This window comes from Vibrio hibernica (genome assembly GCF_015223435.1).
Classification (GTDB): domain Bacteria; phylum Pseudomonadota; class Gammaproteobacteria; order Enterobacterales; family Vibrionaceae; genus Vibrio; species Vibrio hibernica.
The window spans coordinates 113558-136807 of the sequence record NZ_VHKO01000003.1; the positions used below are offsets into that span (position 1 = coordinate 113558).

Annotated in this window: 19 protein-coding genes; 9 read left to right on the top strand and 10 right to left on the bottom strand. The window is 39.6% G+C overall.

Annotated elements, in window-relative coordinates; all coding sequences use genetic code 11:
* The first annotated feature begins 209 nt into the window (after positions 1-209).
* The 5 genes from FH976_RS02680 (at position 210) to FH976_RS02700 (ending at position 8915) form a co-directional block, all read left to right on the top strand.
* Positions 210-2009, top strand: a complete 1800-nt coding sequence (locus FH976_RS02680; protein ID WP_194089371.1) for an AMP-dependent synthetase/ligase — start codon at positions 210-212, stop codon at positions 2007-2009.
* Between the two features lie 653 nt (positions 2010-2662).
* Positions 2663-5584 (top strand): pyridoxal phosphate-dependent class III aminotransferase, encoded by a 2922-nt coding sequence (locus FH976_RS02685; protein WP_194089372.1) that lies wholly within the window; start codon positions 2663-2665, stop codon positions 5582-5584.
* Between the two features lie 222 nt (positions 5585-5806).
* Positions 5807-7051 (top strand): carboxynorspermidine synthase, encoded by a 1245-nt coding sequence (locus tag FH976_RS02690; RefSeq protein WP_194089373.1) that lies wholly within the window; start codon positions 5807-5809, stop codon positions 7049-7051.
* Between the two features lie 88 nt (positions 7052-7139).
* Entirely contained in the window at positions 7140-8285 is a 1146-nt protein-coding gene (nspC, locus tag FH976_RS02695; protein ID WP_194089374.1) for a carboxynorspermidine decarboxylase, read from the top strand.
* A 222-nt stretch (positions 8286-8507) separates the two neighbouring features.
* Entirely contained in the window at positions 8508-8915 is a 408-nt protein-coding gene (locus FH976_RS02700) for a hypothetical protein (protein WP_194089375.1), read from the top strand.
* Between the two features lie 305 nt (positions 8916-9220).
* Here the strand turns inward: FH976_RS02700 and FH976_RS02705 are convergent, their stop codons facing one another.
* The 4 genes from FH976_RS02705 to cysP all read right to left on the bottom strand — a co-directional run bounded on the left by FH976_RS02705 (position 9221) and on the right by cysP (position 13144).
* Positions 9221-10351: a sulfate/molybdate ABC transporter ATP-binding protein gene (locus tag FH976_RS02705; RefSeq protein ID WP_194089376.1), complete on the bottom strand. Its 1131-nt coding sequence runs from the start codon at positions 10349-10351 to the stop codon at positions 9221-9223.
* Entirely contained in the window at positions 10348-11208 is an 861-nt protein-coding gene (gene cysW, locus FH976_RS02710) for a sulfate ABC transporter permease subunit CysW (protein WP_194089377.1), read from the bottom strand. The genes FH976_RS02705 and cysW overlap by 4 nt, the downstream gene beginning before the upstream one ends.
* 5 nt (positions 11209-11213) lie before the next feature.
* On the bottom strand, positions 11214-12065 hold the full coding sequence (cysT, locus tag FH976_RS02715) for a sulfate/thiosulfate ABC transporter permease CysT (RefSeq protein WP_194089378.1): 852 nt from the start codon (positions 12063-12065) through the stop codon (positions 11214-11216).
* 77 nt (positions 12066-12142) lie between these two features.
* On the bottom strand, positions 12143-13144 hold the full coding sequence (gene cysP, locus FH976_RS02720; protein ID WP_194089379.1) for a thiosulfate ABC transporter substrate-binding protein CysP: 1002 nt from the start codon (positions 13142-13144) through the stop codon (positions 12143-12145).
* A gap of 212 nt (positions 13145-13356) precedes the next feature.
* Here cysP and cysM point away from each other — a divergent pair, with 212 nt between their 5' ends.
* Positions 13357-14247, top strand: a complete 891-nt coding sequence (gene cysM, locus FH976_RS02725) for a cysteine synthase CysM (RefSeq protein WP_194089380.1) — start codon at positions 13357-13359, stop codon at positions 14245-14247.
* A gap of 148 nt (positions 14248-14395) precedes the next feature.
* On the opposite strand, the gene FH976_RS02730 is transcribed toward cysM, so the two are convergent.
* Positions 14396-14632, bottom strand: coding sequence for a hypothetical protein (locus tag FH976_RS02730; protein WP_194089381.1), 237 nt, complete (start codon positions 14630-14632; stop codon positions 14396-14398).
* Between the two features lie 240 nt (positions 14633-14872).
* Between FH976_RS02730 and FH976_RS02735 the strand changes: the two genes are divergently transcribed.
* Positions 14873-15211, top strand: a complete 339-nt coding sequence (locus FH976_RS02735; RefSeq protein ID WP_194089382.1) for a hypothetical protein — start codon at positions 14873-14875, stop codon at positions 15209-15211.
* A 5-nt stretch (positions 15212-15216) separates the two neighbouring features.
* Here the strand turns inward: FH976_RS02735 and FH976_RS02740 are convergent, their stop codons facing one another.
* Positions 15217-16170 carry a bile acid:sodium symporter family protein gene (locus FH976_RS02740; protein ID WP_194089383.1) on the bottom strand — a complete coding sequence of 318 codons (954 nt, stop codon included), beginning with the start codon at positions 16168-16170 and terminating at the stop codon, positions 15217-15219.
* A gap of 123 nt (positions 16171-16293) precedes the next feature.
* Positions 16294-16818 carry a glycine cleavage system protein R gene (locus FH976_RS02745; protein ID WP_194089384.1) on the bottom strand — a complete coding sequence of 175 codons (525 nt, stop codon included), beginning with the start codon at positions 16816-16818 and terminating at the stop codon, positions 16294-16296.
* A 207-nt stretch (positions 16819-17025) separates the two neighbouring features.
* Here FH976_RS02745 and FH976_RS02750 point away from each other — a divergent pair, with 207 nt between their 5' ends.
* Together FH976_RS02750 and FH976_RS02755 are read left to right on the top strand one after the other, a co-directional pair.
* On the top strand, positions 17026-18225 hold the full coding sequence (locus FH976_RS02750; RefSeq protein ID WP_194089385.1) for a CinA family nicotinamide mononucleotide deamidase-related protein: 1200 nt from the start codon (positions 17026-17028) through the stop codon (positions 18223-18225).
* A gap of 168 nt (positions 18226-18393) precedes the next feature.
* Entirely contained in the window at positions 18394-19143 is a 750-nt protein-coding gene (locus FH976_RS02755; protein WP_194089386.1) for a DUF481 domain-containing protein, read from the top strand.
* A gap of 92 nt (positions 19144-19235) precedes the next feature.
* On the opposite strand, the gene yfaE is transcribed toward FH976_RS02755, so the two are convergent.
* The 3 genes from yfaE to nrdA form a co-directional block, all read right to left on the bottom strand.
* Positions 19236-19514 carry a class I ribonucleotide reductase maintenance protein YfaE gene (gene yfaE, locus FH976_RS02760; protein ID WP_194089387.1) on the bottom strand — a complete coding sequence of 93 codons (279 nt, stop codon included), beginning with the start codon at positions 19512-19514 and terminating at the stop codon, positions 19236-19238.
* Between the two features lie 15 nt (positions 19515-19529).
* The gene (nrdB, locus tag FH976_RS02765) at positions 19530-20663 is read right to left on the bottom strand and encodes a class Ia ribonucleoside-diphosphate reductase subunit beta (protein WP_194089388.1); all 1134 of its coding nucleotides are present in this window, start codon (positions 20661-20663) and stop codon (positions 19530-19532) included.
* 249 nt (positions 20664-20912) lie between these two features.
* On the bottom strand, positions 20913-23201 hold the full coding sequence (gene nrdA / locus FH976_RS02770; protein WP_194089389.1) for a class 1a ribonucleoside-diphosphate reductase subunit alpha: 2289 nt from the start codon (positions 23199-23201) through the stop codon (positions 20913-20915).
* Positions 23202-23250: the final 49 nt, after the last annotated feature.

The following is a 23250-nucleotide window of genomic DNA, read 5'->3' on the forward strand; positions in this document are numbered from 1 at the left end:
GTATTAGTAATACTAAAAACATGATGAAGAGCAGTGTACTCATTGGTATCGGTAATGTATTTGTTGTTGCGACATAAAAACTTACAAGTGTAAGCAGAAATCTATAGCGTTTGTTAGGTTGGTGAGTAAAATGCCAATAAAAAATAACACCTGTAAGCTCAAATAAACTAAACCATCACAATTAAGATTGGTTAATAGGTAAATACAGCATGTCATTAGAACTATATCACCCAGTTCGTTCGCTTTATAAACAAGTTCAAGTGCAGCCAGCTAAAATTGCACTTGAAGGCTTCGAATTAGCAGCGCCTTGGGATCAAGTTTCGTGGAGCCGATTCGATGCGATATCAACTAAAATGGCGCAAGTTTTAATTCATTTTGGGGTGGGAATTCAAGATAAGTGTGCGATCTTATCGGACAACAAACCTCAATGGACTTGTGCTGATATTGCTTGCTTGAAAGCGCGTGCTGTCGTTGTCCCTATCTATCCAACCAGCACTTCAGAACAAGCTCGTTATATTATTAACGATGCCCAAGTGGGGGTTATTTTTGTCGATACTGCTGAGCAATATAAAGTTGCCTGTAACCTACAAGTGCATAGTAATAGTATTTCTCATATTGTGGTTTTTGATCCAAAGGCAGCATTACTGAATACCGAATATCATCATCATTTTGATGCTTTAATTAGCGATGAAACATTCGTTACGAAAGAATGTGAAACTCAATTGCAGCAACGTTTAGCCGATGCCCACCTTGATGATTTATTAACCTTGATTTATACCTCTGGCACCACAGGCGATCCTAAAGGCGTTATGCTCGATCATAAAAATATTGCTTCGACGATGCGCCAGCATGATGAAAAACTTGCCTTTTCTGCTGGTGATGTGTCATTGGCATTTTTACCGCTTAGTCATGTATTTGAGCGAGCTTGGAGTTTCTATGTGTTATGCCGAGGAGGTAAAAATGTATACCTCGCCGATACGAATAAAGTGAAAGAGGCGATTGCACAAGTTCGCCCAAATACCATGTGTGTGGTGCCCCGATTTTTAGAAAAAGTATACAGCGCCGTACAGGCAAAAGTGTCTAAAGGCTCATCTACGCAGCAAAAAATATTTGCTTGGGCGTTATCGGTTGGTACTAAGCATTTTGAAATTCTACAGAATAGAGAAAAAGGGAATGTGTGGTTAAGTATTCAGCAAACACTCGCCACTAAATTGGTTTTTTCGAAGCTTCAGCAAGTGCTTGGTGGTCGTCTCAAGTTTATGCCTTGTGGTGGAGCTGCATTAGATAAAGAAGTTGCAAGCTTTTTTCATGCGATAAACGTACCAGTGTTATGCGGTTATGGTATGACGGAAACAACCGCTACGGTGACATGCAATACAATTGTAAATCGTGTATCAGGGTCAAATGGTCAAATGTTGAGTGAAACCGACGTTAAAATCGGAGAAGGTAATGAAGTATTAGTACGAGGCGATACGGTGATGCGAGGCTATTATAACCGGCCAATAGACACAGAAAATGCGTTTCAAGATGGTTGGCTAAAAACTGGTGATGCCGGTGAGTTTGATGCTAACGGTAATTTATATATTACCGATCGTATTAAAGAGCTAATGAAAACGTCGAATGGTAAATACATTGCGCCTCAACGTGTGGAAGGAAAAGTTGGGTGTTGTCCGTTCATTGAACAAATCGCAGTGATTGCCGACCAACGTAATTATGTAACGGCTTTGATTGTACCTGCTTTTGAATCGCTCGAAGCTTGGGCAAGAGATAGGGGTTTACAGTTTGAATCCTCGATTGATCTGCTTCGCAATCATCATGTGATTGAACATTTTGAAAATCGCTTAAAAGTATTACAGCAAGAATTAGCAGGTTTTGAGAAAATCAAAAGATTCACGTTGTTGTCAGAAGCATTTTCGATAGAGAAAGGTTTAATCACTCCAACGTTAAAATTACGGCGTAAAAATATTGACCAAACGTATGCCTCTGAAATCCAAGCTATGTACCATTAATTACAGGAAGTAAGACGGCTATATATCAACGAATTAAAATTCAACTGACGATTAGACATAAAAGAAACGCATCTGAGTCTTAAAATAAGATTGCTAACAAAATATTAATTATGTTATTTTTGCGGCAATCTTGAGGAATATAAGTTGTACCTTGGGGGATACGCGTAAGGACATTCAAGCTGATTGTGCCATTACGTATGAGTAGGTACTGATAAACGTTTATCAGTAGAAGGGATAAAAATGCTGAGATAAAGGTAGCATTTATATAGGAAGCCCAACATTGAACACGTTAGCCACGATTTTTAAAATCAGCTTTATAAGCATAAATAAAATCATCAACCAAATTATTTTGTTGATGACACTTATCAATTCGACGCGATTTTCATGCTATTGCTGCATGCCACTTAATCGCCGCACGTCAAGCCTTACCGAACCTTGATTTAATACGACTTTAAAACGTTAGCATACTTATGATGGCTTTAATTTAGCGTGTATCTTTACGCTATTTTTCCATATAGGTTTGTTTTCGATTTCCTTTTGTGTTTTAAACGAATCCTTATTTATAGTTTGAATAAGGTTATTTAGGTTGGTTGCTTTTTCTACCCCAGTTGACTGGAAAGAAAAGTATACAATTACATTGAAGAGTTACTGAGATGACTACCGCTTTTAATTTTGAGCTCAATACCGCACATGTTCCATTCACCACTAATATTCCATATGTTGATGGTGTGTATGATCTTACTTTAGATCAAGTATTACTCGATCAAGAGCAACACGAATCGGCTGTTCGTTCTTACCCACGCCGTTTGCCTATTGCGATTAAGCGAGCTTACGGTGTGTTGGTCGAGGATACTCGTGGGCAATTATTTTTAGATTGTTTAGCTGGGGCAGGAACGTTAGTGCTGGGTTATAACCACCCTGAAATTAATCAGGCACTGAAAGAGCAATTAGACTCAGGCTTGCCTTATCAAACCCTTGATATTACGACACCAGCAAAAGATCATTTCATTAAGCAGGTAAAATCTTTCCTACCTGCCGATTTTGCGAATAATTCCGTTATCCAATTCTGTGGTCCTTCTGGCGCAGATGCGGTTGAAGCCGCCATTAAACTGGCTAAGCAAACAACGGGTCGTAATACTATGATGGCGTTTCGTGGTGCTTATCATGGCATGACAAACGGCACGATGGGAATGATGGGGAACTTGGGGACGAAAGCACGTCGCACGGGTTTGATGTCTGATGTTCACTTTATGCCTTTCCCATATAGCTTACGCTGCCCATTTGGTCTCGGCGGTGATGAAGGCGCGAAACAAAGTATTCGTTATATTGAACGTATGCTCAATGATGATGAAAGTGGCATTCAAAAACCGGCTGCGATTATTGTTGAACCCGTTCAAGGTGAGGGCGGTGTTATTCCTGCCCCTGCTTTTTGGTTACGTGAATTACGTCGTATCACTCAAGAACATGGCATTTTATTGATTTTTGATGAAATTCAATGCGGCGTTGGTAAAACAGGGTATAATTTTGCTTTTGAAGAATCGGGTATTTCGCCGGATATTCTTTGCCTATCAAAAGCGATCGGCGGTGGATTGCCAATGTCGATTCTTGTGTTCAATAAAAAAATTGATACTTGGAATCCGGGCGAGCATACCGGTACTTTCCGTGGTAATCAGCTTGCCATGGTGTCAGGTGCAAAAGCATTAGAAATTATTCAACGTGATAATTTGGTCGCGCATGCTAAAGCAGCCGGTCAATACTTGCGTGAAGGTCTTGAAAAAATCCAGCGTGAAGTCGGCTGTATCGCAGAAGTTCGTGGTAAAGGGCTAATGTTAGGTGCAGAGGTTGTTCATCCAAATGGTGAGTTGAATAAATTTGGCGAACGTATTCCTGCTTCTGAATTAACTTTAAAGATCCAACGCGCGGCATTAGAGCGTGGTTTGATGCTTGAAAAAGGTGGACGCGATGGTTCCGTTCTACGTTTTTTACCACCAATTATTATCAGTTTTGAGCAAATTGACTTTGCGTTAAAAACATTAAAAGAGGCGATCATTGCCGCTGGTGGTAGCATCGATCCAGAAAAAGTTCAACTTCCACAAGAAGAAACTAATCACCAAGAGTGGCATAAGCACTTTATCCAAACCGGTGAAAATGGTGCAAATAGCTTTGAGCATGCGATGAATCAAGCCACTCAAGCGATGAAAGCGGTTTTCGAAGCAGTGGATAAACCTTATTCAGGCATTGATCCGCAATTGCTAAAAGCACAAATTGAAGCCGTAAATTTGGACTCAAGCAACGATAATTTACAACAAGTCATTCATAACAATACTAACTTAGTCGCTAAAAATTCTATTTTTGTTCAACATCCAAATTGCATTGCTCATTTGCATACGCCACCACTTGTACCGGCTATTGCATCTGAAATTATGATTGCATCACTGAATCAATCGATGGATTCATGGGATCAAGCTTCTGCCGCAACTTATGTTGAACAGCGTGTCGTGGATTGGTTGTGCGCCAAATATGGTATGAGCTCCCAAGCCGATGGTGTATTCACCAGTGGTGGTACGCAAAGTAATCAAATGGGCTTATTACTCGCTCGTGATTGGATTGCCGATAAATTGAGTCAACATTCTATTCAAAAATTAGGTTTACCGGATTATGCCGATAAGCTGAGAATCGTGTGTTCCAATAAGTCCCACTTTACCGTGCAAAAAACGGCTTCTTTGATGGGATTAGGTGAAGCAGGGGTTGTGTGTGTCGATACCAACACCGATGGAACCATTCATATTGACTCTCTTGCCGAGACATTGATTGAATTGAAAGCGCAGGGATTAATTCCGTTTGCTGTGGTTGGTACGGCGGGCACAACTGACCATGGCGCGATTGATGATTTGAATGCGATTGCCGATTTAGCACAAATGCATTCTTTATGGTTGCATGTTGATGGTGCTTACGGTGGCGCATTGATTTTAAGTCAACATAAAGACCGTTTGGCTGGTATTGAAAGGGCGTCGTCGATAAGTGTCGATTTCCATAAATTATTCTATCAACCAATTAGCTGTGGCGCGGTACTCGTGAATGATAAAGCGAACTTTAAGTATCTGCTTCATCATGCTGATTACCTTAATCGAGAAACCGATGAGTTGCCGAATCTGGTGGATAAATCAATGGCAACCACGCGCCGTTTTGATGCTTTAAAAGTCTTTATGACCATGCAAAGTGTGGGAACGCAAGCGTTGGGCGAAATGGTTGATCATTTGATTGAACAAACTCAGCAGGTTGCTCAGATGGTCTCTAATGATGCGGCGTTTGAGTTACTTGCACCGCCAGCGTTATCGACTGTGTTAATGCGTTACAGTAATGCGAATTTAAGCGAAGAAGCATTGAATGATTTAAATCGTCAAATTCGCATTGAAGCCTTAGTTCGCGGAATTGCAGTGCTAGGCGAAACGACGGTTGATGGCAAAGCGGCATTAAAATTCACAATTTTAAATCCATGCTTAAAGTTATCTGGTTTTGAATCGTTATTACATGACATCAACCAGTTAGCACAAACATTAACAAGTAATAAATAAGAAATAAAATTACGTTCATATAAGCAATCATCGCTTATCGTTGAACATAGTAGGAAATTAAGAAGGAAGGTGAACTAAAGATGTCTATTTTAAGTATTGCTGCTGGTGGTGCTCAAGGTAGGCGCGGTTGTTGCCTTTGTTGAAACAAAATTTACAGCTTACATAAGTCAACATAACGTATGTGAGCATGATTAAAAGTGTAAGAAGGAAGGTGAACTAAAGATGTCTATTTTACAAATTGGTGCAGGTGGTGTTGGTTGGGTTGTTGCGCATAAAGCGGCTCAAAATAATGATGTGTTAGGGGATATTACTCTTGCATCTCGGACGTTATCTAAGTGCGAAAAAATTATTGACTCAATTAAAGGTAAAAATAACCTTAAAGACTCATTAAAGAAATTAGAAGCTCGATTTGTAGATGCAGATGATGTGGCATCTTTAGTGGCATTAATTAATGACGTTAAGCCCGATTTAGTGATTAATGCTGGCCCTCCTTGGGTTAACGTGACCATTATGGAAGCGTGTTACCAAGCTAAGGTTTCTTATTTAGATACGTCTGTTGCCGTTGATTTATGCAGCGAAGGGCAACAAGTGCCTGAAGCGTATGATCCTCAATGGGCATTTCGTGAAAAGTTTGCCGAAGCGGGTATTACTGGGATTTTAGGTGCTGGCTTTGATCCAGGTGTAGTGAGCGTATTTGCCGCTTACGCCGTTAAACATTTATTCGATGAAATTGACACTATTGATGTGATGGATGTGAATGCTGGTGATCATGGTAAGAAATTTGCCACCAACTTTGATCCTGAAACCAACATGCTTGAAATCCAAGGTGATTCTTTCTATTGGGAAAGTGGTAGCTGGAAGCAAGTTCCTTGTCATACGCGTATGCTTGAGTTTGATTTTCCAAATTGTGGCGAATTTAAAGTGTACTCAATGGCGCATGATGAAGTACGTTCGATGCAAGAGTTTATCCCTGCTAAGCGTATTGAGTTCTGGATGGGTTTTGGCGACACTTACTTAAACTACTTCAACTGCATGAAAGATATTGGCTTGCTAAGCCCAAATCCTATTACCTTGCACGATGGCACTGTGGTTGAGCCATTAAAAGTCTTGAAAGCGTTATTGCCAGATCCAACCTCTTTGGCTCCGGGCTATACAGGGAAAACTTGTATTGGTACTTGGGTTCAAGGGACGAAAGGTGGCAAAGCACGCAGCGTGTTTATTTATAACAATGCTGACCATGAAGTCGCTTATGAAGATGTTGAGCATCAAGCGATTGCTTATACTACAGGTGTTCCTGCTATCACGGCGGCATTGCAATACTTTAATGGTAGTTGGAATCAATCGGGCGTGTTCAACATGGAACAACTTGATCCTGATATGTTCTTAGAGACAATGCCAAAAATTGGTCTTGATTGGCATGTTCAAGAATTAGAACCGGGTCAACCGAAGATTAATATCTTAAAATAAGCTTTATTGAATTATCTATTGAAAAAACAGCCATGTGACTATCTCATGGCTGTTTGTTTATCATTCCCTTATTGATTGAGAACTTTCCATGCAAAACAATCTCCCAACGCCATATTTTATGATCGACGAAGACAAGCTTATTCATAACCTTGAGATCACTAAAAAACTAAAAGAATTAAGTGGTGTTAAATTGGTTTTAGCGCTCAAGTGTTTTTCTACTTGGGGCGTGTTTGACATTATCAAACCTTATCTTGATGGCACTACAAGCAGCGGTCCTTATGAAGTGATGCTTGGGTATGAAACTTTCGGTGGCGCTGATTCTGGTAAAGAAAATCACGCGTACAGTGTCGGCTACAGTGAAGAAGATGTAAAAGCGGTGGTGGGCATTTGTGACAAGATGATCTTTAACTCATTAAGTCAGCTGCAAGCTCATCGTCATTTAGTGGAAGGTAAAGCATCAATTGGTATCCGTTTGAATCCGGGTGTTAGTCGTGCAGGGCAAGACTTGGCTGATCCTGCGCGTCAGTTTTCACGTTTAGGGGTTCAAGAAGCTCAATTAAATGCGGATCTATTTGATTCTCTCGATGGCGTGATGTTTCACATGAATTGTGAGAATAAATCTGCCGACGACTTTATCTCTTTACTAGACAGCATTTCACAACGTTTTGGTGCTTATCTGGATAAACTTGATTGGGTAAGTTTAGGCGGTGGGGTGTTCTTTACTTGGCCGGGTTATGAGGTTGAAAAACTCGCACAAGCCTTAAAGCACTTTGGTGAGAAACATGCTGTTCAACTCTATTTAGAGCCGGGCGAAGCCATCATTACCAAAACCGCTGATTTAGTGGTGACGGTGGTTGATGTGGTTGAAAACGGCATGAAAACAGCGATTGTGGACTCTGCCACTGAAGCGCATCGGCTTGATACCTTGATATACAATGAACCTGCCACGATCGGCGAAGCCACTGAAAATGGTGAGTTTGAATATGTAATCGGTTCTTGTTCTTGTCTTGCTGGGGATCAGTTTTGCGTGGCGAAATTTGATAAGCCTTTAACGATTGGTCAACGATTGCATATTCTTGATAGCGCAGGTTATACCATGGTGAAGCTGAATTGGTTTAATGGATTGAAAATGCCAAGTGTGTATTGTAAGCGCTCTAATGGTGAGATCCAAAAACTGAACGAATTTGGTTATGATGATTTCAAGCGTTCTCTATCACAATGGTCGGTAAGTTAATTATTAAACCTCAATGTTTACAGTTTTAGTCTTATCCAAAATTGGCAGTGCAGTCGTCTGATTCACTGTCATTTTTAATGCCCAATTCCCCCTACATGAATATGCTTTTCTCAGCAATGTATAATCATCAACTAAAAAGACATCAAGTTATTCAATTTCTTATTGCAACAGTTTGCTATTGAGCGATACCATATACGGCTATTTTTTGTAAAGATTTTTATTATGTCAGATGAAGAACTCGCGCTAAAGTGGATGCGTCAACAAGCTTGTAAAATTGATCAGTATGTTGTTAACCCGTCATTTGATGAATGTGTTGAACTGATTGAACCTGCGTTTAAAAAGGGTAAAAGTGTCGCTCAACTGAGATATTTACTCGGTGAGGCAGATCGCAGAGCGGGCGCGGCAGATCGCAAACATGCGGCCTTAAAATATGCGAAAGAAAAGAACCCTAATGCAGGTCAAGTTTTGCGCCTTCAAAGCAAGCTTCAGCAAGTTCAACTAGCGTTGAAATTGGCGACTGGTGATAACAATATGACTATATCTCAGTTTTGCTCGGAATATGATGTCACTAAGCGAGACGGTAATGCTGCGTGGAATGAAACATTGGTCGAGCTGAATAAAAGAAAATAATCATTTCAATATCTAATCTGTTAAATACTACGACACATGGCGATCTTTCACTGCTGCGGTTATTGCTTCCTCATTAATTGGAACAAAAGTGGGTCGCCGGAGAAATGAGATAAACAAGCAATGACAGATTTATTTTAAAGATCGCAATGTAACTGAAAAATAGTAATGTAACTTAAAATGGCCCATGTAGCTAAGTCATCGCGGCTATTGTTGTATAGGCTTATTAATCATTCAGGTTACGGATTTTACCTTACAGATTAAGTCTACTTCTATATTGTTACAAATCCAGATGACTTTTCTTATGTCTATATATCAAACATCAAGTTACCTGGAGTAAGGAATGGCCAACGCAAAATGATAGGTTCTTCCTTCGCACCGTCGGCAAAAAAGTACCCAACTTGAGGCGTGGCATAAACTTCATCACCACGGCTAAATGATTGCTCATTCAACGCTTGATGAGTCAATTTTGCCTCCCATAATTCGGTTGTATCCCAACCAATAGGTGATAGCTCAACTCGAACTTCTGCCCCCACAGGGTTAATTGTAACCACTTTACAAGGCAGTGAGGCTTGGCTGTTTGCTTTCTTCGACAAACTCAGTTCATGGCTACGGATATAGAGATAACCATTTTTTTGAGTTGTTTCAGATATAGGAGGAAGAATAAAGGCGTTACCGTTTTGCCAATGTTTATTATTCCAATTCGCTTTAAATTGATTCACATTACCAAAAAAATCAAATACAAAACGACTATTAGGGTGTGCGTAGAGCTCAACTGGAGAATCCACTTGCTCTATTTTTCCGTGACTCATCACAACCACACGATCAGAAAGCTCTAATGCTTCATCTTGATCGTGAGTCACAAATACACTGGTAAAACCTAATTCATCATGCAGATTACGCAGCCAACGGCGTAGATCTTTACGTACTTTCGCATCCAGAGCACCAAATGGTTCATCGAGTAATAAGACTTCTGGTTTGGTTGCTAAAGCACGAGCTAAAGCGATACGTTGCTTCTGACCACCAGAGAGCTGTTCTGGATATCGCCCCGCGAGATGACCAAGTTGCACGATCTCTAATAATTGCTTAACACGTTTACTAATTTCAGCAGGATTAGGCCTCAATGAACGTTCCATCACTTCCAAACCAAAAGCGATATTATCCGCAATGGTCATGTGACGGAATAAGGCATAGTTTTGAAATACAAACCCCACACGACGATCGCGCACATGAACATTAGTCACATCGTGGTCACCGAAGTGAATCGATCCGGTATTGGCATTCTCTAATCCAGCAATAATGCGTAATAGCGTTGTTTTACCTGAACCTGAGGGGCCTAAAAGACCAATCATCTCACCATTATTAATATCTAAAGAGAGAGGTGAAAGCGCTTGAAATTTACCAAACTGCTTAGAAATATTATTTAAACGGATACTCATAGCTCACCTTGTTGGGCTTGTTCATTTATATGATTTCGTTCTTGTCGCCATTCAACAAAAGCTTTCAAAATCAAGGTTAATAAAGCGATAAACGCTAATAGAGATGCACTGGCAAATGCCGCTTCAGATTGGTAATCCTCATACAATAACTGGACATGTAACGGTAATGTATTAGTTTCACCTCGGATGTTTCCAGAGACAACAGCAACGGCGCCAAATTCACCCACCGCTCGAGCATTAGTCAAAATTACGCCGTAAATTAAAGCCCATTTTATATTTGGCAGTGTTACGCGACGAAACAGTTGCCACCATGAAGCGCCAAGAATAACAGCCGCCTCTTCATCAGAACGGCCTTGCTGCTGCATGAGAGGGAGCAATTCTCTCGCAACAAATGGGCAAGTTACAAACACCGTCACTAAAACAATGCCCGGCCAAGCAAACATAATTTGTAAATCATGCTCAAATAACCATTCTCCTATCCAGCCATTGCTTCCATACAACAGCAGATACAAAAGGCCAGCCACCACAGGTGATACGGCAAAAGGTATATCAATTAAAGTGACCAGAAATTTGCGTCCAATAAACTCAAATCGTGTTACAGACCAGGCAAGCATTACACCGAAAACTAAATTAATCGGTACTGTCAGTAATGCTACTATAAGCGTTAGCCCAATAGCATGAAGGGTGTCGGGCTCGCTCAGGTTATTAAAATAAGTGGAGAGTCCACTTGCAAAAGCTTGCTGAAAAATACTTAGTAGCGGAATAATCAAAAGAATCGCAACAAAAAACAAGACTAATGAAATTAAGCACCACTTAACTAAAGGTTGCTCACCAATACGTGAAGGTTTCGACATCATATCCCTTACTTACCGTGAATTCGGCGTAAATAAGCGCCTTGCCATAGATTAATAATTAGTAATAAAGACAATGACGTTAAAAGAACAACTGAAGCAATTGCGCTTGCTGCCGGAAAATCAAACTCCTGTAAGCGAACAAATATCATTAACGATGTTATTTCACTCACATAAGGCATGTTTCCGGCAATAAAAATAACAGCGCCAAATTCGCCTAAACTACGGGTAAATGATAGGGCGACTCCAACTAATAGGGCGGGACGTAATGAAGGCATAATGACTCTCCAGAATACCGCCCAGTCAGATGCGCCCAACGTCATACCGGCTTCTTCTTCCTCTTGAGATATTTCTTCTAATACCGGTTGAACGGTTCGAACAACAAAAGGAATACTGGTAAATGCCATGGCAACGATAATACCTAATGGTGTGTAAGCGACTTTGATACCGATACTTTCTAATAGACTTCCAAGCCAACCAGTACTCGAATAAAGCGTAGCTAACGTAATCCCAGCCACTGCAGTTGGTAACGCAAATGGTAAATCAACCAAGGCATCTAAAATGCGCTTACCGGGAAATTGGTATCGAACCAAAACCCAAGCCAGTAGCAGTCCGAAAGCGCCATTAAATAAAGAAGCCACAAAAGCCGAACCAAGGGTGACTTTATAACTTGCGACAAGGCGAGGGTCAGAAATGACGTACCAATACTCGCTAAGTAACATCCCCTTGGTTTGCATTACGAGTCCTGTTGCCGGCAGTAAAAGGATCAAACTGATAAATAGCAGAGAAACCCCCAAGCTGATGGCAAAACCTGGAAGAACACGTTGATGTTTTGGGCGAGAAACTGCGTGAGATCCGCTCATAAACCCTCAGATAATTAGTCAAAAATGAGTTATTACCACCTAACAATAAGTGGTAACAACATCTTAGGCAAAGCTGATTAACGACGTTGCAATTGGTCTAGCTTAGCGCCATTCGCAAATTGTGTTTTCATTGCGTTATCCCAACCACCAACGATTTCTTCAACGGTGAGTAGTTCTACTTGCGGGAAGCGGTCAGCAAACTCAGCTTTTACTTTTTCATTATGGATACGGTAGTTAAAGCCCGCCAACATACGTTGAGCTTCTTCACTGTATAGGTAAGAAAGATACTCAGTTGCTACTTCTGTTGTACCGTTACGTTTTGCATTACGCTCAACCACTGCAACAGGGAATTCAGCGAGGATAGACGTTTTAGGTACCACTACTTCATAGCCATCTTCGCCATACTGTTTACGGATGTTGTTTACTTCCGATTCAAATGTGATCAGAACATCACCGATCTTACGCTCAACAAATGACGTTGTTGCACCACGGCCACCGGTATCAAAGACCGCTACATTAGCGAGCATTTGCTTTAGAAATTTGTTTTGTTTCGCTTCATTGTCTTTACCGAATGCTTTTTGTGCGTAACCAAGGGCTGCGAGATAAGTATAACGAGCATTACCTGATGTTTTTGGATTAGGGAAAACAGAAGCAACGCCTTCACGAGCTAAATCCCCCCAATCATGAATGTTTTTTGGGTTACCCTTGCGAACCAAAAATGCGGCTGTTGAATAATATGGAGAGCTTGCATTGGGTAGTTTGTTTTGCCAATCTGCTGGGATTAATTTGCCTTTATCGTGTAATACCTGAACGTCGGTAATTTGATTGAACGTTACAACGTCGGCAGGCAAACCTTGAAGAATTGCACGAGCTTGAGCAGAAGAACCACTATGAGACTGTTTAATCTCAATTGTCTTACCGGTTTTTTCTTCCCAATGATTTGCAAAAATCGGGTTATAGGTTGCGAACAGCTCACGAGCAATATCGTAAGAAGAGTTCAGGATAGTTTGGTCTGCTGCGGATGCATTAAATGAGCTTGCAATTAACAAGACTGCCAATACTGACTTTATTCGTTTCATTATATTCATACTCCTAATTCTGTTACGTAGATCGTATCCATTTCGATTAGAGTATGTGTATAACTTAATGATAACAAAGATTATAAATAGAACTATTTAGAATATTAACAAACAATACATTATATACTTATGCTTAATTAGTCTTGTATTACTGTTGGTGAGGAACACATAATAAATGATATAAATATCTATACCAATATAGAGGAATGTAAGTGTCTGAATTTCCAACTATTGAACATTATGTCGGTCAAACACCTTTAGTCAGGTTGCAACGGCTTGCAACAGGTAGCCAAAGTACCGTACTCGTTAAGCTTGAGGGTAATAACCCTGCAGGCTCCGTTAAAGATCGCCCAGCGCTTAATATGATTATTCAGGGGGAAACCCGAGGGACGATTAAACCGGGCGATACGCTGATTGAAGCCACTAGTGGAAACACGGGAATTGCATTGGCGATGGCGGCTGCGATAAAAGGCTATAAGATGATTTTGATTATGCCGGATAACGCCACTCAAGAACGCAAAGATTCAATGCAAGGCTACGGTGCAAAACTAATTTTAGTGACCAAAGAGCAAGGAATGGAAGGTGCGCGAGATTTAGCATTACAAATGCAAAGTGAAGGTAAAGGGATTGTACTTGATCAGTTTAATAATGCAGATAATCCTGATGCACACTTTCATTCTACCGGCCCTGAAATCTGGCAACAAAGTTTAGGGAAAATCACTCATTTTGTATCAAGCATGGGCACGACTGGAACCATCGTTGGTGTATCTCGTTATCTTAAATCTCAAAATCCAGATATTTGTATTGTTGGGCTACAACCTTCAGAAGGCAGTTCAATTCCGGGTATTCGCCGCTGGCCTAAAGAGTACCTACCGGGTATTTATGATGATTCAACCATTGATAAAATCATGGATATTGATCAAGAATCTGCGGAAAATACGACCCGCGCACTGGCTCAAAAAGAAGGCATTAGTGCAGGAGTAAGTTCTGGAGGGGCTGTTTTTGCTGCTATTGAGATAGCTAAAAACAATCCTGGTTCCGTTGTCGTTGCTATTGTTTGTGATCGAGGGGATCGCTATTTATCTTCGGGATTGTTTTCTTAAGGCGGAAATCTCATTATTTAAGCTTAGTAACCTTATACTTTCGTGTTCATCACACGTTTTTCAAGCCTCGAGTCAGTAGTTCATGGCTGACTCAGTTTTGCCTCAAACTAATTTAGAGCTTAAAAATTGAGACAGCAAATAAAGCCCGTTAGTCGAGAAACCAGTTAGTAGCATAAATAATTAGAAGGACCAGAAGGACAAAAAGGATTGGGAGGAGGAGTATCATTGCCCACTTTTTCATGAGGCTTGGTTTCTCAAATACCACGCCTTCTGCTTCCTTTACTCTTCTATCTTCATCAAAGTGCCATTTAATAGCGAAGTAGGCTCCAATACCTAATACAATAAGCTTAAAAGCCCCAGCAAAGTACGGGAATATGCTGTTCATTATTTATCTCCATTAAATTCAATATCGATTTTGTGGCAGCATAATCAAAGGTTCACATTTAGTGCGCACTCAAAATCAGGATTTCTAGCGAGTGCAAGTTTACAGATCGCGCTAGCTACCCACAACTCATTTTGCAATACCTGTAGTTATTGTGACTTGCTTTCATACTATAATCTATGATATTTCCGCTGAGATAACCGTTTCTAATTGGAAATGTATAAACCCCAAAAAAGGATATATATGCAATTTGTTAATGATAATAAAGATGTTCAACAAGGTGATGTGTTAGCGGAAAAGCTGAGAGTATTTCTGGTCGAAAATAAAGCCCAGTTTGAACATAGCTTAATTCCGAATATGGATCATATTGATCATCGAGCGTTAAATGAGAAGGGGATTGAGATATTAGAAGTGCACTACCTTGCCGATAATCGCTACTCACTTGTGTATAAATATGATTGGTTTATCTTTAGTGGTTGTACAAATACAGATGAGTCGGGCATAGAAAAAAATAAGGTCACCATTACAGTACTAGATAATGGTGACCTTGAGTTTGACCGTTCAGCGCTTGGGATTAGTTGACTCTTTTAATTAGCTGCTTTCTCGGTGTTGTCGCTGATATTTTGTTCTTCACTTGGTGCTTTCTTTGCCCAAATTCCGGCAAGGATTGAACCTGAAATGTTATGCCATAATGAGAACAGCGTACCAGGCATAGCTGCAGCAGGAGTGAAGAACTTCATTGCTAATGCGGTTGCTAGGCCGGAATTTTGCAATCCCACTTCAAATGAAATCGTTCGGCAGATAGTTTCATCAAATCCGAGTAAGCGACAAATCCAATAGCCAGCCAGTAATCCAAATCCATTGTGTAGGATAACAGCAACCGCAATGATTGGCCCAATAGTGGCAAATTGTGAAGCATTGAGTGCAATGACGATACCGATAATCATAACAATGGCGATCATTGAAATTAACGGAAGAATAGGCTCTAATTTTTTGGTAAAACTATGAATAAATTGATTAATTAAAATGCCTGCGCCGACAGGAATTAATACAATTTTAACTAGACTTAAAAGCATAGCGCTGGCGGGTACATTAACCGTTTGGCCTGCTAACATTTCGGATAAAAATGGCGTCATAAATACGCCCAGTAATGTTGAAATGGCGGTCATTGAAATAGAAAGTGCCACGTTTCCTTTGGCTAAGTAACACATAACATTGGAAGACGTACCACCTGCCACACTGCCCACAAGCACCATACCAATGGTTAATTCAGGGCTGAAATCTAGTAAATGACTAATTAGAATCGCCACTAATGGCATGATAGTAAATTGTAAAATGATACCAACCACCACGGCAGTTTTGTGTTTGACGACATTGATGAAGTCGGATGGTTTTAATGTGAGTCCCATCGCGAGCATAATTGTGACGAGTAATGGCACAATGTAAGATTTTAATGGTTGAAAGAGTTCTGGTTGTACATAAGCAATAATTGAAATGAGTATCGCCCATACTGGAAACAGGCGTGTGATCGTCCCTAACATAAATATCTCCTTATTATTTTCAACTAGAATGCCACAAGTACTTACTGGTCACCAAGCATAGAATAAATAATATGTTACATAAATGTTATTTTATGGGCGATCTAGGTATGATCGTTACGATTTTTATTTTTCATCCGGTTTGGATAACCACGTTTTGAGTCCTATGGTTTCAAGTTCTGAAATTACATCATGTATATTAGTTTCAGTTGGCAGCTTAATTGTTAAATGTGAACTAAACATGCTGGAACTAACGCCAAGATTATCGACTAAAAATACTCGATTACTTTCAATGTCGAGTATGTGTCCATGTTCCGCTTCAAGAGTGTTAGAGATGTCTTTCAGTATTCCGTTACGGTCATCGGCATCAATACGAAGGTTATAGATATTTTCATTTTCATCTTGTTTATTGATGCTTGAATCTGCGAAATAAACACTGAGATTTGGTTGATCTCGAAAGGCTTGTTTCACTATTTCAACATGCTCATTTGGCATGCTTATTTTAATCAGACCCGACACTTGTTTATCAAGGTAACTGATTTTTGTGATGAGCCATTTACCCTCATAGTCATGGGTTGTTTTGGCTAACTGATTTATCATGGCAGGAGAGGCTTGTCCTGCAAAATTAATAATGAAAATTTTCGTCATCATTTTTCTCCATCAAGTTGAATCTAAAGTGAAGCTTATTATTAGTTTAGGTAATTTTCCGTTATCTGCCTAAAGATAAAGAGTATCTCACTAAAATATTATCTTAATTATTTTTATATATTTAGGCTGTGTTCATGAACTTGGTATGTCATTATTTAAAGAATTAAAACTTTCTAAAGCGTTAATCGTTATAGATAAAAAGGACGAGACATGAAAATTTCGATGCTCAGTACAGGTGAAGAAGTGTTACATGGCGATATTGTTGATACCAATGCATCTTGGCTTGGTGAGCAGTTTTTCCAGCATGGATTAGGATTAAGCTACCGAGCTACCGTGGGTGATCAACTGGATTCTTTAGTGAATGAAATTACAACATTAAGCTTACGTAGTGATGTCATTATTGTTAACGGAGGGTTAGGGCCGACCAGTGATGACATGAGTGCACAAGCGATGGCTGATGCAGCAGGTGTTTATCTTGAGTTGAATCAAGCTTGGGTAGAGAAAATGGAAGCGTACTTCTCTCAGTCTAATCGACCGATGGCACAGAGTAATTTAAAACAAGCCATGTTACCGAAAGGCGCCGAAGTGATTGATAATCCAGTTGGTACCGCTTGTGGTTTCAGTATGCGATTAAATGATGCATTGATCATGTTTACACCAGGTGTACCGTTTGAATTCAAGCGAATGGTTAAGGAAGAAATCTTACCTTTATTGCATAAGCTTTATCCTGAAGTTGAGCAACAAGTGTGTCATAAAATTTACACTTTTGGTTTAGGTGAATCTGGAATTGCGGACTTACTGCAATCCATTCAGCTTCCAAAAGGGTTCAGTTTAGGTTACCGCTCTTATATGCCTTTTATTGAGGTTAAAGTGTTTAGCCCGCGTGATCATGAACAAATTGAATCCATAATGTTTCAGATCAATGAAACGTTATCTGCTTATGTTGTCGGTATTAATCAGCCTTTAATTGAAGTGGTAGGAGAGGCGTTGAGTGATAATCAATGGCAGCTTTCATTAATGGAGCAAGCAACCGGTGGAGAGTTGGCGAGAACCTTATATCAGTCGGAAAAAGCACAGCAGTACTTTCAGCAAAGCATTATCGATAATCAAGTTGAGCCACTGTCAGATCTAGAAGATGGTGTGATCATCGCAACAGAATACCGCATAGATACTCAAGCTGATGTGAGTTTAGCTAGCTTTAAATTGAAAGATGGCAGTTATGCATTGGTACTGGTGACTTGTCAGAATTGTTTTGCTCAACAAGTGGTCTTTAAGCGTAAGTATCCATTAAAGTCTCAACAGGTCTTGCTCAGTACCATGTTATTTGACATGTTGCGTCGTCATGCAAAACATGAAGTGGTATTTGGTGAGTTTGCTCAATGTGAACGTGTCGGATTGGTGGAGTTATAAATACTGGAGTAAATATTAACAGAATATAAATGACCTTATTTATTGTAAGCTTTTTGTGGTGGGTATTTACTCGGTTGAAGTGAGTGCTTGGATAACATGTCATTACTATGACAAATGTAAGTGAGGTTTTTAATACGGTTTACATAGGTATAATAATGAGATTTTGACATGAAATTAACAATACTTGCGCCTATATCAATATTGCTTGCGACAACGACCGCTTATGCAGCCGATAAAACCTCTGATCCTGATGAAGGGAAGTTCAGTGGTGGTATGAAGCTTGGTCTTATATATTCTAATGCTTCAACCAGCTCAACGTCTTTGAATTCAGCGGCTAAATTGAAGTATGAAAAAGCTAAATGGACAAATGAATTTAAAGGCGATACTTACTATACAAAATCTTCTGATTCAGAGGATGACGGTACTAATAAGTATTCTCTTGGGTATAAGTTGTCTTATCAAATCGCCAAGAGCTATAAAACGTTTATTGATAATAAATATGAGCATGATCAATTTGAGACTTATCGTGAAGTGTATTCGGTCACCGCTGGTATTGAAAAAGCATTAATTGATAGTGAAACCACACAAGTTAATGTGGGCGGTGGCCCTGGTTATCGTTACAACAAACGTCAGCCAGATGATGTTGATGCACCAAATCAAGTTACGGAAGATATCATTGCGAATGCCTTCATTAATGCAGATACCGAAGTGACAGATAGCTTATCGGTAGGTGGAGATGCTGAAGTTGATTATGGTAAATCCAACACAACTTATACATTAGGGGCTAATTTAAGTAATAAATTGGTCGGGGATGTGGCATTAGTATTTGATGCTAAATATATCTATAACACTGATGTGGCTTCAGATAAGAGTAATGATGAAATTTATACGACGGTCAGTATTAGCTACGATTTTTAATAACCTTTTATACTCGTCTTTATAATTGATCAAAAAACGCTCAGCAACTTAATTGCTGAGCGTTTTTATATTTTAACTTATGAGGTTAACGGTTACGCTCGTTGTTTTATGCTTTGATAGCGAACTTTTTCTAACACTAGATCTGTTTTAGCTTTACATATACAAGGCAAAATTTCTTTCGGATGTGTAAAAGCTAATGCAAAGCCAACGTATTCTACTTCACCAGATACCAACTCACATTTACAGGCACCACAATGTCCATCTCGACACTGGAACTCAGGTTGTAATCCTGCATTCTCCATTGTCTCTAGCAAGGTAGTTTGGTTATCGGTTTCTAATAAAGTGGCTTGGTTGACGTGCATTTTATTCATAAGCAACAAGAGCGATTACAGCTCAAAATCTCCAAAGTCATCCGCACCAATTTCGTTATCAATTTGGCCAACAAGGTATGAGCTAATTTCAGTTTCCTGTGGGGCAACTTGTACATTATCAGAAGATAACCAAGAGTTAATCCATGGAATAGGGTTTGAAGTTGCCTTTGGGTAGGCCATTTCTAAACCAACCGCTTGCATTCTAATATTGGTGATGTACTCAACATATTGGCATAGAATATCTTTATTAAGACCAATCATCGAACCATCTTTAAATAGATATTCAGCCCATTCTTTTTCTTGCTCAGCTGCTTCTTTGAAAAGATCAAAACAGTCTTGTTTACAATCTTCGGCAATTTGCATAAAGCTAAAGTCATCTTGCCCGTTACGTAAAATATTCAACATATGTTGAGTACCAGTAAGGTGAAGAGCTTCATCACGAGCGATTAGCTTAATGATCTTAGCATTACCTTCCATTAACTCACGTTCAGCAAAAGCAAATGAGCAAGCAAAGCTGACATAAAAACGAATCGCTTCTAGGGCATTAACCGACATTAAGCAAAGATATAATTGCTTCTTCAATGCCATTAAACTGACATTTACTTCTTCGCCATTAAGAACATGTGTGCCTTCACCGTAGCGATGGTAATCATTAGTTAAGCTAATCAATTTATCGTAGTAATGTGCAATATCTTTAGCGCGCTTAACGATGTGCTCGTTCTCAACGATATCGTCAAATACCACACTTGGATCGTTAACAATATTACGAATAATATGCGTATAAGAACGGGAATGGATCGTTTCAGAGAATGACCATGTTTCAATCCAAGTTTCTAACTCCGGTAGCGAAACTAAAGGGAGAAGGGCAACGTTTGGGCTACGACCTTGGATTGAATCTAATAGAGTTTGATATTTTAAGTTGCTGATAAAAATATGTTTTTCATGCTCAGGTAATTTATTGTAGTCAATACGGTCGTTTGAAACATCAACTTCTTCTGGGCGCCAGAAAAACGATAATTGCTTTTCGATCAATTTCTCAAAGATTTCAAATTTTTGCTGATCGTAACGTGCAACATTGACAGATTGACCAAGAAACATTGGCTCTTTTAGTTGATCGTTTTTATTTTGATTAAAAATGCTGTATGCCATGTAAACCTCTATAAGTGAATAGCATATACCCGTCTTATTTTTGAAGCTGCCGTTTTGTTGGCTAGGTTCAAGGGTACTTTAATTGTTAGGTATATAATCTATTCAAAAGCAATTATTACTTAAAGTAAGTTGCTGTATTACCTTCTAAAATTGATGAAAGCATATTTCTATTGATACTTTTATTTTAGAAGGTATTTAATGAAAGTAACCTGCGACAAAAGGAAGCAGGTTACGGTTTTTAAAATGGTGTTATATTTTACAGCCACCGCCTACACAATCATCTTCTTGCTCAATGACTGTGCCGTTATCACCTTGTTCATCACTCGCACCATCGCGAGTGTTGTGATAGTACAGTGTTTTGACACCAAATTTATAGGCTGTTAATAGGTCTTTAAGTAACAGCTTCATTGGTACTTTGCCATTGGCTTGAATACTTGGATCGTAATTTGTATTAGCCGAAATAGACTGATCAACAAATTTTTGCATAATACCAACTAAATGCAGATAGCCGTCATTGGATGGGATTTTCCATAGCAGTTCATATTTATCTTTCAATGCTTGATATTCAGGTACCACTTGTTTCAGGATGCCATCTTTTGATGCTTTAACCGATACAAATCCGCGTGGTGGTTCAATACCATTGGTTGCATTCGATATTTGTGATGATGTCTCAGATGGCATCAGAGCGGTTAAAGTTGAATTACGTAAACCATGCGTCATTATTTCGCTACGCAGAGCTTCCCAATCTAAGTGTAAAGGTTCATTACAAATAGCATCCAAATCTTTCTTATAGGTATCTATTGGTAGAATGCCTTTTGAGTAGGTTGTCTCATTGAAAGCTGGGCAAGCGCCTTTTTCTTTCGCAAGTTCTACCGATGCTTTTAGAAGATAATATTGCATCGCTTCAAAAGTACGGTGGGTTAACCCATTTGCACTCCCGTCAGAATATTTCACACCATTTTTAGCTAAGTAATAGGCATAGTTGATCACGCCAACGCCTAAAGTACGACGGTTCATGGTTGCTTTACGCGCAGCGGGAAGAGGGTAATCTTGGTAGTCTAATAATGCATCTAAAGCACGAATAACTAGATCAGATAAATCTTCAAAATCACTCAGTTCTTTAATTTCACCCAAGTTAAAGGCTGAAAGTGTACAAAGTGCAATTTCACCTTCTTCATCATCGACATTACTAAGTGGTTTAGTTGGCAGTGCAATCTCAAGGCATAAGTTAGATTGACGTACTGGTGCTACGCTTGGATCAAATGGGCTATGAGTATTACAGTGATCGACGTTTTGGATATAAATACGACCAGTAGAAGCACGCTCTTGCATCAATAAAGAAAATAATTCGATAGCTTTAACGGTTTCACGACGAATAGAAGAGTCTGCTTCGTATTTAACATACAGTTCTTCAAATTTATCTTGATCTTCGAAAAATGCATCATAAAGACCAGGAACATCTGAAGGAGAGAATAAGCTGATGTGACTGCCTTTAATGAGGCGAGAGTACATGAGTTTATTGAGTTGAACACCATAATCCATATGACGAACACGGTTCTCTTCAACACCACGGTTATTTCTTAACACTAATAGTGATTGAACTTCGCCATGCCACATTGGATAGAATATTGTCGCTGCACCACCACGTACGCCGCCTTGCGAGCAACACTTTACCGCTGTTTGGAAGTATTTATAAAATGGGATACAACCGGTATGGAAGGCTTCGCCATTGCGGATTTCAGAACCAAGTGCACGAATACGACCTGCATTGATACCGATACCTGCACGTTGAGAAACGTAACGAACAATGGAGCTGGCCGTAGCATTAATTGAATCTAGACTGTCGCCACATTCGATTAATACACATGAGCTAAATTGACGAGTTGGTGTACGAACGCCAGCCATAATTGGTGTTGGCAGCGAAATTTTAAACATTGATACAGCATCGTAGAAGCGCTTGATGTAATCAAGGCGTGTGTCTTTTGGATATTTAGCAAACAAACAAGCAGCCACTAAAATGTAGAGAAATTGGGCACTTTCGTAAATTTGTTTGGTAACACGATTTTGGACGAAGTATTTACCTTCCAGTTGCTTAACCGCAGCATAAGAGAAGTTCATATCGCGATTATGATCAAGAAATTGATCCATCGCGTTAAATTCGTCTGCTGTGTAATCTTCTAGCAAGTGTTTATCGTACTTGCCCATATCAACTAATTTAGCAACATGATCAAATAATGATGGTGGTTCAAATTCACCATAAGCTTTTTTACGCAAATGGAAAACCGATAAGCGTGCTGCTAAATATTGGTAGTCAGGGCTTTGTTCTGAGATGAGATCCGCTGCTGATTTAATGATAGTTTCATGGATATCAGAAGTCGTAATACCGTCATAAAATTGGATATGAGCTTTTAGTTCAACCTGTGATACGGAAACATTATGTAGGCCTTCTGCAGCCCATGTGATCACTCGGTGGATCTTATCAAGATCTATTTGCTCTTTATATCCATCACGTTTTGTGACTGTCAATTGTTGATTCATTCGAATTAAGTTCCCTAACTACTAATTGGTGCAAAGCTGCATGCGAAAT

Coding starts and splice junctions, on each gene's coding strand:
- FH976_RS02755 (WP_194089386.1), top strand. CDS start 18,394: ATGAAATTAACAATACTTGCGCCTATATCAATATTGCTTGCGACAACG.
- FH976_RS02745 (WP_194089384.1), bottom strand. CDS start 16,818: ATGATGACGAAAATTTTCATTATTAATTTTGCAGGACAAGCCTCTCCT.
- nspC (WP_194089374.1), top strand. CDS start 7,140: ATGCAAAACAATCTCCCAACGCCATATTTTATGATCGACGAAGACAAG.
- cysW (WP_194089377.1), bottom strand. CDS start 11,208: ATGATGTCGAAACCTTCACGTATTGGTGAGCAACCTTTAGTTAAGTGG.
- cysT (WP_194089378.1), bottom strand. CDS start 12,065: ATGAGCGGATCTCACGCAGTTTCTCGCCCAAAACATCAACGTGTTCTT.
- FH976_RS02730 (WP_194089381.1), bottom strand. CDS start 14,632: ATGAACAGCATATTCCCGTACTTTGCTGGGGCTTTTAAGCTTATTGTA.
- FH976_RS02690 (WP_194089373.1), top strand. CDS start 5,807: ATGTCTATTTTACAAATTGGTGCAGGTGGTGTTGGTTGGGTTGTTGCG.
- FH976_RS02705 (WP_194089376.1), bottom strand. CDS start 10,351: ATGAGTATCCGTTTAAATAATATTTCTAAGCAGTTTGGTAAATTTCAA.
- yfaE (WP_194089387.1), bottom strand. CDS start 19,514: ATGAATAAAATGCACGTCAACCAAGCCACTTTATTAGAAACCGATAAC.
- FH976_RS02680 (WP_194089371.1), top strand. CDS start 210: ATGTCATTAGAACTATATCACCCAGTTCGTTCGCTTTATAAACAAGTT.
- FH976_RS02685 (WP_194089372.1), top strand. CDS start 2,663: ATGACTACCGCTTTTAATTTTGAGCTCAATACCGCACATGTTCCATTC.
- FH976_RS02740 (WP_194089383.1), bottom strand. CDS start 16,170: ATGTTAGGGACGATCACACGCCTGTTTCCAGTATGGGCGATACTCATT.
- cysP (WP_194089379.1), bottom strand. CDS start 13,144: ATGAAACGAATAAAGTCAGTATTGGCAGTCTTGTTAATTGCAAGCTCA.
- FH976_RS02750 (WP_194089385.1), top strand. CDS start 17,026: ATGAAAATTTCGATGCTCAGTACAGGTGAAGAAGTGTTACATGGCGAT.
- nrdA (WP_194089389.1), bottom strand. CDS start 23,201: ATGAATCAACAATTGACAGTCACAAAACGTGATGGATATAAAGAGCAA.
- FH976_RS02700 (WP_194089375.1), top strand. CDS start 8,508: ATGTCAGATGAAGAACTCGCGCTAAAGTGGATGCGTCAACAAGCTTGT.
- FH976_RS02735 (WP_194089382.1), top strand. CDS start 14,873: ATGCAATTTGTTAATGATAATAAAGATGTTCAACAAGGTGATGTGTTA.
- nrdB (WP_194089388.1), bottom strand. CDS start 20,663: ATGGCATACAGCATTTTTAATCAAAATAAAAACGATCAACTAAAAGAG.